The organism is Paractinoplanes lichenicola (assembly GCF_016785085.1).
Lineage (GTDB): Bacteria > Actinomycetota > Actinomycetes > Mycobacteriales > Micromonosporaceae > Actinoplanes > Actinoplanes lichenicola.
In genome coordinates this window covers 228527-241997 of sequence record NZ_JAENHO010000005.1, presented here as the reverse complement: position 1 = coordinate 241997, position 13471 = coordinate 228527, and the positions used below count along the sequence as shown (strand labels likewise).

Below are 13471 nucleotides of genomic sequence, written 5' to 3'. Positions count from 1 at the left end.
CGCTGCCCGGACGCGTGCATCGGGGTGCCGGAAAGTGAGATTCACCGTTTTGAGCGACGCCACCGTTCTTCAACAGGAGATCGCGGTCGAGCAGAAGCACGTCGACCGCGTCTATGCCCGGCTCGCCGAGCTCCGCCGCGACGCCTCACGGGCCGAGAAGGAGGGCTATCAGCTCGCCGGGGTGGGCACGTTCGGCGCGCTGGTCGAGCGGGACGCGATGGTCTTTCACGCCGCCCGCCGCCGGCACGCGCTCGACACCGAGCACGAGGGGCTGGTCTTCGGCCGCCTCGACCTCGGCACCGGGGCCACCCACTACGTCGGCCGCATGGGCATCCGCGACGACACCTCGCAGCCGCTGGTGGTCGACTGGCGGGCGCCCGCCGCCGCCGCGTTCTATCGGGCCACCCCGGCCGAGCCGCTGGGCGTCGTCCGCCGCCGCATGATCCAGTCGACCCGCGAGCGGGTCACCGGCATCGAGGACGACCTGCTCGACCCCGAGGCCGCGCCGGCCGACATGCGCGTGGTCGGCGACGGCGCGCTGCTGGCCAGCCTGTCCAAGGCCACCGGCCGGGGCATGCGCGACATCGTCGCCACCATCCAGCGCGAGCAGGACGACGCGATCCGCTCCCCCGCCTCGGGCGTGACGATCGTGACCGGCGGCCCCGGCACCGGCAAGACCGCCGTGGCCCTGCACCGCGCGGCCTACCTGCTCTATTCGGACCGCAACCGGTTCGCCGGCGGCGGCATCCTGGTCGTCGGCCCGTCCGGCGTCTTCGTCGACTACATCGCCACAGTGCTGCCCTCGCTGGGCGAGGACACGGCGACCCTGCGCTCGCTGGGCACGCTCGTGCCGGGTTATGACGCGTCGCGGGTCGACCCCAGCGACGTCGCCGCGATCAAGGGCTCGCTGCGCATGCGCCGGGTGCTCGAGCGGGCCTCGCACGACGCCGTGCCCGGCGGCCCGGCCGAGCTGCGCCTGCTCTATCGGGGCACGCTGCTGCGGCTCGACGCGCGGGAGCTCGACCGCATCCGCCGCTCGGCGCTGCCCCGCGGGGCCCGGCGCAACGAGGTGCGCGGCACGGGCTTCGACCGGGTCTTCGACGCGCTGTGGGCGCAGGCCCGCCAGCAGAAGGTGTCCGGCCTGCCCGAGAAGCCGGATTTCGAGGCCGAGCTGGCCGACCGGCCCGACTTCCGCGAGTTCCTCAAGGCGTGGTGGCCGCGGTTCACGCCGATGCGTGTGCTGCGCTGGCTGGCCGATCCGGGCCGCCTCCGGTCGTACGCGCACGGTCTGCTCTCGCGGGAGGAGATCGGCCGCCTGCAGGGCTCGTTCGACGCGCTCGACGCCGAGGGCCCGACGATCGCCGACGTGGCGCTGCTCGACGAGCTGGACGAGCTGATGGGCCGCCCGCGCAAGCCCCAGCGCAAGACGAAGAACCCGTTCCACGTGCGTGACGGCATCCAGGAGCTGAGCACGGCCAACGAGCGGCAGGCGGCGGCCCGCGCCCAGCAGGTGCAGCGCGACGAGGACTACCGGGAGTACGCCCACGTGGTGGTCGACGAGTCGCAGGACGTCTCGCCGATGCAGTGGCGCATGATCGGCCGCCGCGGGTCGTTCGCGTCGTGGACCATCGTGGGCGACCCGGCCCAGACGGCGTGGTCGGGCGACGTGGACGAGCTCGACCGCTCCCGCGACAAGGCGCTGGGCTCGCGCAAGCGCAACAGCTACGCGCTGACCACGAACTACCGGAACTCGTCGGAGATCTTCGCGGTGGCCGCCTCGGTGATCCGCCGGATCATGCCCGACCTGCCGCTGCCGACCGCGGTCCGCAGCACGGGGGTCGACCCGGTCGACGTGGTGACCGACGCCGCGCGGCTGGCCGAGCGGGTCCGCGAGGTGACCGAGAAGCAGCTGGCCGACGTCGACGGGACGATCGGCGTGATCACCCCGGTGCCGCGCCGCGACGAGATGGCGGCCTGGGTCGCCGGCCTGCCGGAGCGGGTCCAGGTGGTCACGGCGCTGGAGGCCAAGGGCATGGAGTACGACGCGGTGGTGCTGGTCGAGCCGGGCTCCCTCACGAAGGATCCGGCCGGCCTGCGCACCCTCTACGTCGCCCTGTCCCGGGCCACCCAGCGCCTGACCACGATCGGGACCGACCCCGGCTGGCGCGGCTAGGACCTACGGAACGGGCACGGCCACGGCGTCGTACGTCGTGGTCGGCTCGGCCGGGGTCGTGAAGCGGGCGTTGGGCAGGTAGAACCGCTTGCCGTACTCGGCGATCGTGGTCGGCACGTCGAACGAGGCGCTGCCCGTACGGGAGACGACCTGGCCCTTGGTGGCCCGCTTGTCCAGCGAGACCTTGGCGATCACGTTGAGCCGGTTCTGCACGACGTAGAGGTGGTGGCCGCGCAGCCACAGGCCGTCGCCGTTGACAACCGTCTCGGTGCCGTTCAGCTTGATCTCGGTGCTGCGGCCGTCGTAGCCGACCTTGAAAAGCTTGCCGACGTTGGACTGGACGACGATCAGGGCGCGGCCGTCCGGCGTACGGGAGATGCCGTTCGCGTTGTTGCCCGTCGTGTACTGGATGTCGCCGGTGAGCGGGACGGCCACGGGCGCCGACTTGAGGTTGAGCGGCACCTTCCACAGCACCGGGTTGGCCGAGTCGGTGAACCAGGCGGCGTCGCGGGTGAGCACGACGTCGTTGATGAACCAGGCAGTGCTGCCCGGGGTCTTGAGCGTGTAGGACTTGAGCACCTGCCCGCTGCGCAGGTCGACTACGCGGGCGCTGCCGGCGCTGCCCCCGGCCACGAAGAGCCGGTTCCGGTCGCCGATCTTGAGGCCGAGCGACGGGTTGCCCGCCCCGGGGCCCTCACTGAAAACCGACCCCTTCCCCGTACGCAGGCTGACCCGGTAAATGTCGCCGTCGACCCGCGAGCCGAAGTACGCGTACGGCTTGTCGCCTATCGCGACGCCCTCGGGCTGGAACCCGGCGGGCAGCGCCAGCGTGCTGGGCCACTTCGACGAGGGCGATGAGGAGTGCGCTGCGGCCGGTGTCGCGCCGGCCACCACGGCGAGCACCGTGGAGATGACAATCGCGAGGGTACGTCTGGACACGGATATCCCTTTCCAGGCGGAACTTGCTGTCATCGCGTACATACCCCGGCCGCCGCCCGATGGTTCGACAGCCCTATGGCGATCATCACATCCCAGGGTGCACGATCTTCGTACCGGTCACCGCGATGTGCCGACCTTCGGACCCACCCCCGGCATCCTCTCTACGCTTGGTGACCATGTCATCACGGGAGGACAGCATCATGGCCACGGTCATTCACCAGCCCCGGGTCGCGTGGGACGGCGCCCGCGCGTTCGTCCAGGCGGCGGGCAGCCCGCAATCCGAGGGGTTCGCCGCGCGCGTGCTGAGCCGGCTCGGCAGCGAGATGTACGGCCACTTCGCCGACACCCGGCAGCGGCTGCTCACGGCGCTGGTCGAGACCGGCGGCGACCGGTTCGCGGCCGACGTCGAGGCCGGCAAGTGGCGCGTACGGCTGGAGGACCTGCTCCGCGAGCGTCCCGAGCTGACCGATTCCGTGCTCGAGCTGACCGGTGCGGGATTCGAGCTCTGACGCTTTTGCCGTAATCCGCCCGAAGCGCCCCAACTAGGGGCAAGAATGCCCGTATGGGTGACGCTCGGGTGATGGTCTTCGCGCCGGCACCGCAGTTGACGGTGACCATCGAACAGCAACACAACCAGCCGGAGCTGCACGTCCATCCGGGTGGTCAGGGCATCTGGCAGGCCCGCATGATCACCTCGCTCGGCGCCGAGGTGACGCTCTGCACGGCGGTCGGCGGCGAGGTGGGCCGCGTGCTCAAGCCGCTGCTCGACTTCAAGGGCGTGCAGCTGCGCACGGTTCCGCGCGAGAGCGGCAGCGGCTGGTACGTGCACGACCGCCGCAACGGCAAGCGCCAGGAGCTCGCCGAGCAGCCCGGCGCGCCGTTCACCCGGCACGAGCTGGACGAGCTCTACAACCTCGCGCTGGCCGAGGGCCTGCGGGCCGGCAACGCGATCCTGAGCGGGCCGGCCCACCCCTCGGTGATCCGGCCCGACGTCTACGGCCGCCTCGCCCACGACCTCAAGGCCCACGGCTGCCGGGTGATCGCCGACCTGTCCGGCGACCACCTCAAGGCCGTGCTCGAGGCGGGCCTGCACGTGGTCAAGGTCAGCCACGAGGAGTTGCTCCGGGACGGCATGATCAAGGACGCGACCGAGAAGTCGCTCACCGATGCGCTGGTCAAGCTGCACGAGGACGGCGCCGAGGCGGCCCTGCTGTCGCGGGCCGACGCGGGCGCGCTGGCCCTGTTCAACGAGCAGATCTACAAGGTCGGCATCCCCAAGCTGTCGATCGCCGACCACCGCGGCGCCGGCGACTCGATGACCGCCGGGGTCGCCGCCGTGCTGGCCAAGGGCGGCGAGATGACCCAGGCCGTCCGCACCGGGGCGGCCGCCGGCGCCCTCAACGTCACCCGGCACGGGCTCGGCACCGGGCATCTGGACGCCGTCCAGGTGCTCACCGAACGAGTCAAGATCACCCCTCTCAAGAAGGCGACATGACGAGAATCCTGGTCACCAACGACGACGGCATCGACGCGCCCGGGCTGCGCTGGCTGGCGCGGGCGGCGGCCCGGGAGGGGCACGACGTCACTGTCGCGGCGCCGGTCACCGAGGCCAGCGGCAGCAGCGCGGCGATGACGGCCGTCGAGGAGCACGGCAAGATCATTCTGCACAAGCGTGAGCTGCCCCACGCCAAGCACATTCCCGCGTACGCGGTGGCCGCCTCGCCGGCGTACATCGTGCTGCTCGCCCTGCGGGAGGCCTTCGGCGAGGTGCCCGAGATGATCCTGTCGGGCATCAACCGGGGCGCCAACGCGGGCGCCGCGGTCGTGCACTCGGGCACGGTCGGGGCCACCCTGACCGGCTCGTACGCGGGTCTGCACGGCCTCGCCGTCTCGCTCGACGTGCTCTCGCCCCGGGCCTCCTCCGCGCGCAGCGGGGGCGCGGCCCTGGCCGCCCTCGACCACGAGGAGGACGAGAAGCGGCACTGGGACAGCGCGGCCGAGCTCGCCGTGCGCCTGCTGCCGACGCTGACGCACACGCCGCCCGGCACGATCTTCAACCTGAACGTGCCCGACCTGCACCTGGACGGGATCCGCGGGCTCCGGCGGGCGTCGCTGGCCCAGTTCGGGCAGGTGCAGGTGAGCATCGCCGAGGCCGGTGAGGGCTTTGTGCGCACGGCGGTGCAGGCCGCGGACGACACCCTGGAGCCGCACACCGACCTGGCCGCCCTGGCCGAGCACTTCGCCGTGGTCACGCCGATCCGGCCGCCGCACGAGATGACCGAGGTCAAGATCAACCTCGAGGCGGTTCCGGTGCACGCGCCGGCTCTGTGAGAGCAGACACACAAAAAGGCCGGCTCCCCGCGTGGGGAGCCGGCCTTTTCGGTGAGCTCAGATGCCGGACACCGCCGGCTGCGCCGCGTCGGCCTCCCCGAACGGCTGCGGATTGCCGAAGAGACCGAGCAACCCCGTCACCCACAGCTGGCGATGAGCGAAGCGGCTGGGCCGCGTGACGATCAGCTTGACCTCACTGACCTGCGCGAGCTGGAAAGCGGCGACGAGCGCGCTGATGCCCACGGAGTCGATGAAGGTCACATTTTGAAGATTGAGCTCGATGCGAGCGAGATGCCCGGCGGCCAACTGCCCCGCCACCGCCTCGCGGATCTCGTACGCGTTCTCGACGTCGATCTCGCCGCTGGGCGAGACCTCCACCACGTCGTCGGCAAGCGTCGACGTCATTATCGACAGCGTCACGCCAATTCCCTCCACCCGCCCGGGACTTCCGAGCGTCGTTCCTCCTGCTTGAGCCACTTCCGAGCGGTCCCAGTCCGCCCGGTGCGTCCCACGCATCGGGGGCGGTCGAGACTACCCCCACAAGGTTCGGTGAAACTGACCGAAAGGTTAGGACCCGAACCTGTCAGGCACCTGAGTGCCTGGTGTGAACCGGGTCAAGAGTACCGGCCGACGGCAAGTCGTTTCCGAAACGTGACGGCGTCCACACCGGACACGTTTGCTGAACGGCGGCCATGGGCAGGGTTAAGGGCGAACGGCGAGCGGGAGGTAACAACGATGTTCTCCAGCAAGAGCAAGACCGAACGGACGGCCGCGCAGGCCTGGGAGTATCTGTCGGCGGCCATGGCGGCCGCGGGCGATACGGCCAAGGACACCGGCGACAAGGCGACCAAGCTGGCCGGCAAGGCCAGTGACCAGGGTCACAAGCTCGCCGGCAAGGGCTACCGGAAGAGCCAGAAGCTGGCCGGCAAGGCCAGCGGCAAGGCGGACATCGCCTGGCATCGTGCCAACGCGGCGGCGGGCGCCCTGGCCGGCCGCAAGCCGGCCCGGCCGTGGGGCTTGATCATCGGCGTCGGCCTGCTCGGCGCGGCGGTGGGTTACGCGGTCGCGCAGTCGGCCCGGGCCGCCCTCGAGCGCCAGGCCGAGCAGGAAGAGCTCGAGCTGGCCGAGACGGCGGTCGTGGTCACCCCGACGTACGACAACTGAACCCGGCGACATCTCCCCCGGGCGGCGCACCTTCGCCGCCCGGGGCATCGTCGTACCCGAGCGGCCGAAAGGTGCCCCCTCTGACCCCCCGCTGAGACCGTGAGCCGGTTACAGTTTCGCCGTCTCTCCGCTGTGGCTCCGCCACCCGATTAGATAAGGTCCGTTGGTGCTCACTGCCGGCCACCTCCTCGGCAACCGATACCGGTTGGACGAGCGCATCGCCACAGGCGGGATGGGTGACGTCTGGCGCGGCACCGATGTCGTGCTGGGCCGGGTCATCGCCGTCAAGGTGCTGCGTTCGAACATGATGGCCGACCCCGAGTTCGCCGCCCGGTTCTACGGCGAGGCCCGGATGATGGCGGCCTTCCGCCACCCCGGGGTGGTCGAGGTCTACGACTACGCGAGCGCCACCGAGTCCGGCGGCGAGGAGGGCATGGCCTACCTGGTCATGGCCTACGTCGAGGGCGAGCCGCTCTCGACCCGGGTCAAGCAGGGCCCGATGCCGGTGACCGAGGTCATGTCGATCGTGGCGCAGGCGGCCGACGCGCTGCACGCCGCCCACGAGAACGGCACGGTGCATCGCGACGTCAAGCCGGGCAACCTGATCGTCAAGCCCAACGGCACGGTCGTCCTGGTCGACTTCGGGGTGGCCCGCTCGGCCGCGGTGACCAGCGTGACGGCGGTCAACGCGATCGTCGGCACGGCTCTCTACATGGCGCCCGAGCAGGTCGCCAAGGGCAACGTCTCGGCCGCCACCGACATCTACGCGCTCGGCGCCGTGGCCTATCACTGCATCGCCGGCGAGCCGCCCTTCGACGGCGACAACGCGCTGCAGGTGGCCCTGCGCCACCTGGAGGACGAGCCCGAGCCGCTGCCCGAGCACGTGCCGGTCGAGGTGCGCGAGCTCATCCAGAGGGCGATGGCCAAGCAGCCCGCCGACCGGTTCCAGACCGCGGCCGAGTTCGCCGAGGCCGCCTTCGCCGCGGCCGGCCCGCTCGACTGGAAGCGCCTGACCGGCACGTCGATGGTGGCCCCGCTCAGCCCGGCCGCGCCGACCCGGGCCGTGCCGCTGCCCCGCGACCTGCCCCCGTCGACGCCGCCGCCCCCGCCGGCCGGACCGTCCCTGACCTCGACGGGCATGACCCCCCGGCGCCCGCCGCGCAGCCAGACGGCCCTGCTCGTGGGCGTGATCGCCCTGCTCGTGCTGGCCGGCGGCCTCGCCTTCGCGATCGCATTGCGGCCCGACAAGGGTGCGCAGAAGCAGCCGGTCGACAACACGGTGCCCGGCGGCGTGTCGTCCCAGCAGGCCGACGACCGGACCACCGACGCCACCGATCCGGCGAGCCAGGAGCCGACCAACCGCCCGACGACGACGCGGGGCAACTCGCCGCAGCGCACGCAGACCCCGACGCCGACGCCCACCCCGACCCCGACGGCCACGCCGACCTCGCGGCCGTCAACCAGCCGGCCGACCACCCCGCCGCCCACCACCCCGACGACGACGACCCCGCCACCGGCCACCACGCCACCACCGGCCACCACCCCGCCCACGACCACCGATCCGGGCGACGGCGGAGCGGCTGCGGGAGCCAACCCGTAGCGCCGCTTGACTCTCACACCGTGTCAGGGCGGAAGGTGATCCCATGTTCAGCATCGGAGAGTTCGCCGGTCTGGGACGCGTGTCCGTGCGCATGCTGCGGCACTACGACGCGATCGGGCTGCTCAGGCCCGCCCACGTCGATCCGCACAGCGGCTATCGCTTCTACACCGCCGCGCAGTTGCGCCTGCTCAACAGGGTGACCGCCCTCAAAGATCTCGGGTTCAGCCTGCATCAGGTGCAGACCCTGATCGACGAGAAGGTCGACACCGGCGAGCTCTGGGGCATGCTGCGCCTGCGGCGGGCCGAGCTCGCGGCCCAGATGGCCCACGACACCGCACGCCTCGCCCAGGTCGACGCCCGCCTCCGCATGATCGAGAGTGAGGGGCACATGGACACCGGAGACGTCGTTCTCAAGAAGATCCCGGCCACCCGGTACGCGATGCTGTGGGGCACCGCGACCAGCTACGACCACCCGACGTCGATCAGCGAGAACCTGACGCCGCTCTATCCGCGGCTGATGGAGCTCATGGAGCAGCACAAGGTCCCGATGTCCGCGGCGCCGATCGCCTACTACCGGCCGGCGCCGGCCGAGCCCGGCGACGAGACGATCACGGTGCACGCGGCGTTCCCGATCGGCGACGCCGAGGTCCCGCCCGGCGCCGGCTTCGAGGTGGTGACCCTGCCCGAGATCGAGGAGGCGGCGACCGCGCTGCACCACGGCTCGATGTCCGAGGCGTTCCGCACGGGGCAGAAGATCGCCAACTGGATCGACGACAACGGCTACCGCGCGATCGAGCCGGGCTTCGCCGTCGAGGTCTATCTCGACTGCCCGCCCGGCGAGTTCGACAAGTGGGTCACCGAGATGCAGGTGCCGATCAGAACCGCACCCGAAAACTAACCTCAGGTTTTCTGGGGGCCCGCCGATGGGGCCGGGCGGCACGGAATAGCAACCGGGCCGCTACCGAAAGGCCCCGAACCATGACAACCCCGCTCCCGTACGCCGAGTATCCGACGACGCCGCCCTGGGCCGCCGCGGCGACGCCGGCCGCCCCGGAGGCCCCGCCCGCTCCCCCGCCGCCCGCGGCCCGGCCCCGGCTGTTCGTCCGGTTCCCGGAGGAGATGGCTCGCGCCGCCCGGCCGCAGGCGCCGTCGTGGCTGCCGGTGGTGTTCTGGACGCTGCTGCTCGGGGTGCCGGGGGCGGTCTCGGCGGTCCGCCGCGGTTCCGCCGCCCGGCAGGGTGGGCACGAGCGGTATCCGTACTGGCTGGCCTTCGGCACGGTGCTCGCGGTGGCCGCCGCGACGTCGACGTTCCTGGCCTAGCTCACATCTCGTCGGGGACGGGCAGGCCGAGCAGGTCGAGGCCGAGCCGCAGGGTCTCGCCCGTGCGGGCGGTGAGAGCCAGGCGGCTCGGCGAGCCGAGGATCGGGCGGCACTTCTCGTAGAACGTGGTGAAGGCGACCGCCAGCTCGTGCAGGTGGACGGCCAGCCGGTGCGGCTCGCGGTGCTCGATCGCGGCGGCCGCGGCCGGCTCGAAGGCGAGCAGGGTCAGGGCCAGCCGCCGCTCGGCCGGGTCGGCCAGCACGACCGGTCCCGGCTCGTGCGCGGCCTTGGCCAGCAGCGAGCGGATCCGGGCCAGGGCGTACTGCAGGTAGGGCCCGGTGTTGCCGGTCGCGGCCAGCATCCGGTCCCAGTCGAAGACGTAGTCGCTGCGCCGGTCGTTGGCCAGGTCGGCGTACTTGACGGCCCCGATCCCGACGGCCGGCGACGTGGCCCGCTCGTCCGCCTCGTCCAGCAGGTCGGCCAGTTTGATCGTGTCGCCGGACCGGGTCTTGAGCATCTTGCCGTCCGGCCCCAGCACCGAGCCGAAGTTGACGTGCTCGGCGGTGACCCCGCCGGGCAGCCAGCCGGCGTCCCGCCCGACCGCGAAGACCATCGCGAAGTGGTTGCTCTGCGGGGTGCCGACCACGTAGAGCAGGCGGGTCGCGGCCAGGTCCCGGGTGCGGTGCCGCAGGGCGGCGAGGTCCGTGGCCGCGTACCCGAAACCGCCGTCGCTCTTGCGGACGATGAGCGGGAGCGGCTCCCCGTCGCGGCCGGTGAACCCGGCGGGGAACGCGCAGAGCGCGCCCTCGCTCTCGACCAGCAGCCCCTTGGCCGTCAGCTCGTCGACCACCGAGGCCAGCTGATCCTGATAGGAGCTCTCGCCGCTGAAGTCGGCCATCGTCAGCGTGATGCCGAGCCGCTCGTAGTCGGCCACGAACGACCGCTCCGACTGCTCGACCAGTTTGTGCCACATCGCCCGGGTTGTCGCGTCGCCGTTCTGCAGCGACACCACCCGCAGCCGGGCCCGGGTCCGGAAGTCGGGGTCGCTGTCGAACCTGACCCGCGCCCGCCGATAGAAGGCGGTCAGGTCGCTCAGCGAGTAGCTGCCGTCGAGGTCGGACATCTGCTCGATCAGCATGCCGAACTGCGTGCCCCAGTCGCCGAGGTGGTTGACCCGTACGACGTCGTGCCCGGCCCACGTGAACAGCCGGGCCAGCGCGTCCCCGATGATCGTCGACCGCAGGTGGCCGACGTGCAGCTCCTTGGCCACGTTGGGACCCGAGTAGTCGAGGACGATCCGTTCCTTGGCGCCCGGCGGCGGGTCGAGCGGGTGCGGCGCCGCGAGCACCGCGTCGTCGACGGTCAGGTTGAGGAAGCCGGGGCCGGAGATCTCGGCCGTGGCCAGCCCGGCCAGGTCGGAGCGGGCCAGCACCTCGGCCGCGACCTCGCGCGGGGCCCGGCCCAGCCGGCGGGCCAGGGCGAGGGCGGCCCCGGACTGGAAATCGGCGTGCTGGGAGACCCGGACGAGGGGATCGACCGGCTCACCGGCGACCGCCTCGAACGCGACCGCCAGCCGAGCGGCGAGAAGAGCTTCGAGATTCATGACGCACCCATCGACGTACGCGAAAGCGGGTCGACCGGGTCACGCGAGGGGAGCACCGGCGGGATCGACCCGCCGGGGACAGCAAAGACTCAGCGGCGGTCGTCGGAACGCCGGCGTCGCTCGCTGAAGGTCTGCATGGGCACACCGTAGCTCATCCGGGACCGGTTGCCGTAGCAAGATGTGTCCCGTGAGTTGGGTGGCCGGCGAGACCGGAGTGATGCGACTGCCGTCGGGGCGGCTCGTGCGGGGACGGGGACTGCGGGAGCCGATGCCGTCGGGGCACCCGCCGGTCTTCGGGGCCTACCTGCTGGGCTCGGCGCCGCCCGAGTTCGGCTGGGCTAGCCGGTGGATCCGGTGGCCCGACTTCCGGCTTCCCGCCGACCCGGCGTACGCGGGAAAGGTCTTGCGGGAAGTGTGGGAGCGGGCGGCCGGGGAGCGGGTGGAAGTGGCGTGCGGGGGTGGACGGGGACGCACGGGAACCGCGCTGGCCTGCGTGGCCGTCATCGACGGGGTCCCGGCAGACGAGGCGGTGGCCTATGTGCGGGAGCACTACCATCCGCGGGCCGTCGAGACGCCCTGGCAGCGAAAATTCGTGCGTTCCTTCACCCGTTAGGAAACCCGCCCCATGATCAGAAACGGCCATTAGTCTTGGAGCGGCATGTCGACGCCTGGGGGGACTCATGATCGTCGTGGAGCGCAGCCTGGCCGTGAACGCCGCCCCGCCGCTGGCGCTCGGCTACCTGACCGACTTCGGCAACACCGCGGTGTGGGATCCGGTGGTCCGCCAGTCGATCCGGCACGGCGCCGGGCCGATCGTGCCGGGTGTCAGCTGGCGGCAGGTGTGCCGGCTGCTCGGCATCACCACCGAGCTGACCTACACGCTGGTCGCCTCCGAGCCCGGGCGGCTGCTGTTCCACGGGCGCAACGAGGGGGCCACCTGCGTCGACACGGTGGTCGTGCGGGCGGCCCCGTCGGGCTGCGAGGTCACCTATCGGGTCGAGCTCGAGATGCATGGGCTGGCCAAGCTGGCCTCGCGACTGATCAAGATGGAGTTCGAGAAGGTCGGCAACCTGGGCGCGGCCGCGCTGACCCAGGCGCTGAACAGCCTGACCCCCGCCGCGCCTTAGGCCCGGGTCGCCACGATCCGCAGGTAGGCCGACGGGATGCGGGCCGTGCCGTCGGTCGCCGTGTTGTAACGGCCGGCCAGGGCGACCAGGTCGTCGTAGAGCGGCTTGCCGCCGTCGGGGCCCAGCGCCTCGAACGCCTTGAGCGTCGGGCCGTAATACTCGCGGAAATAGTCGGCGAAGTGCTCGGGTGAGGTGAACCGGAACACGAACTCGCGGCGGACCGTGCGCAGGTCGGTGACCCGGTCACCGAACAGCTCGCGGACGCGGGCCTCGCTGCCCCACTCGACCGGCCCGCGGATGCCGGGCGGCGGCGGGACCCGGCGGCCCACGGTGCGGAACATCTCGCCGATGAAGCCGTCAGGCGTCCAGTTGGCCATCGCGATCGTGCCCCCGCGGCGGCACACCCGGGTCAGCTCGGCCGCGGTGCGCTCCTGGTCGGGGGCGAACATCGCACCGACCACCGAGAGCACGGCGTCGAAACGGCCCGCCGCGTACGGCAGATGCTCGGCGTCGGCGATCTCGGTCGTCAGCGGCAGGCGCTCGGCGTCGGCGCGCTCCCGGGCCCGGGCCAGCAGCCCCGGCACGTAGTCGGAAGCGGTCACCCGGCAGCCGCACCGGGCCGCGGCCAGGGCGGCGTTGCCGGTGCCGGCCGCCACGTCCAGCACCTCCGCCCCCGGCGTGAGATCGGCCGCCTGCACCGTCTCCTCGGCCATCGGGTGGATCAGGGTGGCCACCGCGCCGTAATCGCCACTGGCCCAGGTCTTCTGCTGCTTGGCCTTGAGTCCTTCGAGAATCAGCTCTGTCATGCCATCGACGCTAGAAATCGGCGGCCCCCGGCACATGGGGAAGGCTCCCTATGTTGGGCGGATCAGTTCCCCAGAGCGCGCGCGAATCGCCGGCGCATCGGCGGCACGGCCGAGACCCGGCCCACCTCCAGCTCGCCCTCTTCGGCGCGGCCCTGGCCCCGACGCTGCCGGCGAGCTTCGCCGGGGACTTCACCGGCCTGCCGGCATGTCAGAACCGTGCCATGAGCGTCGCGACTCCTCGTGGAGGTGGCAGAACTTTGACATCGCCGCTCCGTTGATCTCCGCGTAAATGCAGGAGTTCTGCGCCGGGGCGGCTCGTCGGCTACAGAGTTGGAACAGTCGAGAAATGTCAAAGTAATGACTCCGGGCCAGTCTGCTCTCACTAGCGGCAGCCGGAACGGAGTCTCC

The 13471-nt window shown here is 71.6% G+C and carries 14 protein-coding genes; 10 read left to right on the top strand and 4 right to left on the bottom strand.

The window, feature by feature from the left end; translation table 11 throughout:
* Positions 1-49 precede the first annotated feature (49 nt).
* Positions 50-2173, top strand: coding sequence for a HelD family protein (locus tag JKJ07_RS18535; RefSeq protein ID WP_202993302.1), 2124 nt, complete (start codon positions 50-52; stop codon positions 2171-2173).
* A gap of 3 nt (positions 2174-2176) precedes the next feature.
* Here the strand turns inward: JKJ07_RS18535 and JKJ07_RS18530 are convergent, their stop codons facing one another.
* Positions 2177-3112 (bottom strand): SMP-30/gluconolactonase/LRE family protein, encoded by a 936-nt coding sequence (locus JKJ07_RS18530; protein WP_202992841.1) that lies wholly within the window; start codon positions 3110-3112, stop codon positions 2177-2179.
* A gap of 176 nt (positions 3113-3288) precedes the next feature.
* On the opposite strand from JKJ07_RS18530, the gene JKJ07_RS18525 reads away from it, so the two are divergent.
* The 3 genes from JKJ07_RS18525 to surE are packed head-to-tail and all read left to right on the top strand — an operon-like array spanning position 3289 to position 5443.
* On the top strand, positions 3289-3621 hold the full coding sequence (locus JKJ07_RS18525) for a hypothetical protein (protein ID WP_236029315.1): 333 nt from the start codon (positions 3289-3291) through the stop codon (positions 3619-3621).
* 53 nt (positions 3622-3674) lie between these two features.
* Positions 3675-4607, top strand: a complete 933-nt coding sequence (locus JKJ07_RS18520; RefSeq protein WP_236029313.1) for a 1-phosphofructokinase family hexose kinase — start codon at positions 3675-3677, stop codon at positions 4605-4607.
* Entirely contained in the window at positions 4604-5443 is an 840-nt protein-coding gene (gene surE / locus JKJ07_RS18515; protein ID WP_202992840.1) for a 5'/3'-nucleotidase SurE, read from the top strand. Before JKJ07_RS18520 ends, surE begins: the two co-directional genes overlap by 4 nt.
* Before the next feature lie 57 nt (positions 5444-5500).
* On the opposite strand, the gene JKJ07_RS18510 is transcribed toward surE, so the two are convergent.
* On the bottom strand, positions 5501-5863 hold the full coding sequence (locus JKJ07_RS18510) for an STAS domain-containing protein (protein WP_202993299.1): 363 nt from the start codon (positions 5861-5863) through the stop codon (positions 5501-5503).
* A 315-nt stretch (positions 5864-6178) separates the two neighbouring features.
* On the opposite strand from JKJ07_RS18510, the gene JKJ07_RS18505 reads away from it, so the two are divergent.
* The 4 genes from JKJ07_RS18505 (at position 6179) to JKJ07_RS18490 (ending at position 9527) form a co-directional block, all read left to right on the top strand.
* A complete protein-coding gene (locus JKJ07_RS18505; RefSeq protein ID WP_202992839.1) occupies positions 6179-6607 on the top strand; it encodes a hypothetical protein in 429 nt (142 codons plus the stop codon).
* Between the two features lie 166 nt (positions 6608-6773).
* Entirely contained in the window at positions 6774-8207 is a 1434-nt protein-coding gene (locus JKJ07_RS18500; RefSeq protein ID WP_202992838.1) for a serine/threonine-protein kinase, read from the top strand.
* A gap of 43 nt (positions 8208-8250) precedes the next feature.
* Positions 8251-9105 (top strand): MerR family transcriptional regulator, encoded by an 855-nt coding sequence (locus JKJ07_RS18495; RefSeq protein WP_202992837.1) that lies wholly within the window; start codon positions 8251-8253, stop codon positions 9103-9105.
* Between the two features lie 80 nt (positions 9106-9185).
* The gene (locus tag JKJ07_RS18490) at positions 9186-9527 is read left to right on the top strand and encodes a hypothetical protein (protein ID WP_202992836.1); all 342 of its coding nucleotides are present in this window, start codon (positions 9186-9188) and stop codon (positions 9525-9527) included.
* Position 9528: 1 nt separating this feature from the next.
* Here the strand turns inward: JKJ07_RS18490 and argS are convergent, their stop codons facing one another.
* A complete protein-coding gene (argS, locus tag JKJ07_RS18485) occupies positions 9529-11130 on the bottom strand; it encodes an arginine--tRNA ligase (RefSeq protein WP_202992835.1) in 1602 nt (533 codons plus the stop codon).
* 217 nt (positions 11131-11347) lie between these two features.
* Here argS and JKJ07_RS18480 point away from each other — a divergent pair, with 217 nt between their 5' ends.
* Positions 11348-11743, top strand: a complete 396-nt coding sequence (locus JKJ07_RS18480) for a protein-tyrosine phosphatase family protein (protein WP_236029457.1) — start codon at positions 11348-11350, stop codon at positions 11741-11743.
* A gap of 67 nt (positions 11744-11810) precedes the next feature.
* The gene (locus JKJ07_RS18475; RefSeq protein WP_202992833.1) at positions 11811-12257 is read left to right on the top strand and encodes an SRPBCC family protein; all 447 of its coding nucleotides are present in this window, start codon (positions 11811-11813) and stop codon (positions 12255-12257) included.
* Here the strand turns inward: JKJ07_RS18475 and JKJ07_RS18470 are convergent.
* Positions 12254-13063: a class I SAM-dependent methyltransferase gene (locus JKJ07_RS18470; protein ID WP_202992832.1), complete on the bottom strand. Its 810-nt coding sequence runs from the start codon at positions 13061-13063 to the stop codon at positions 12254-12256. The genes JKJ07_RS18475 and JKJ07_RS18470 overlap by 4 nt on opposite strands.
* Positions 13064-13471: the final 408 nt, after the last annotated feature.

Bases quoted from the DNA above. Each gene is read 5' to 3' on its own strand.
- JKJ07_RS18525 (WP_236029315.1), top strand. From the start codon at position 3,289: ATGTCATCACGGGAGGACAGCATCATGGCCACGGTCATTCACCAGCCC.
- JKJ07_RS18520 (WP_236029313.1), top strand. From the start codon at position 3,675: ATGGGTGACGCTCGGGTGATGGTCTTCGCGCCGGCACCGCAGTTGACG.
- surE (WP_202992840.1), top strand. From the start codon at position 4,604: ATGACGAGAATCCTGGTCACCAACGACGACGGCATCGACGCGCCCGGG.
- JKJ07_RS18505 (WP_202992839.1), top strand. From the start codon at position 6,179: ATGTTCTCCAGCAAGAGCAAGACCGAACGGACGGCCGCGCAGGCCTGG.
- JKJ07_RS18495 (WP_202992837.1), top strand. From the start codon at position 8,251: ATGTTCAGCATCGGAGAGTTCGCCGGTCTGGGACGCGTGTCCGTGCGC.
- JKJ07_RS18490 (WP_202992836.1), top strand. From the start codon at position 9,186: ATGACAACCCCGCTCCCGTACGCCGAGTATCCGACGACGCCGCCCTGG.
- argS (WP_202992835.1), bottom strand. From the start codon at position 11,130: ATGAATCTCGAAGCTCTTCTCGCCGCTCGGCTGGCGGTCGCGTTCGAG.
- JKJ07_RS18480 (WP_236029457.1), top strand. From the start codon at position 11,348: ATGCGACTGCCGTCGGGGCGGCTCGTGCGGGGACGGGGACTGCGGGAG.
- JKJ07_RS18475 (WP_202992833.1), top strand. From the start codon at position 11,811: ATGATCGTCGTGGAGCGCAGCCTGGCCGTGAACGCCGCCCCGCCGCTG.
- JKJ07_RS18470 (WP_202992832.1), bottom strand. From the start codon at position 13,063: ATGACAGAGCTGATTCTCGAAGGACTCAAGGCCAAGCAGCAGAAGACC.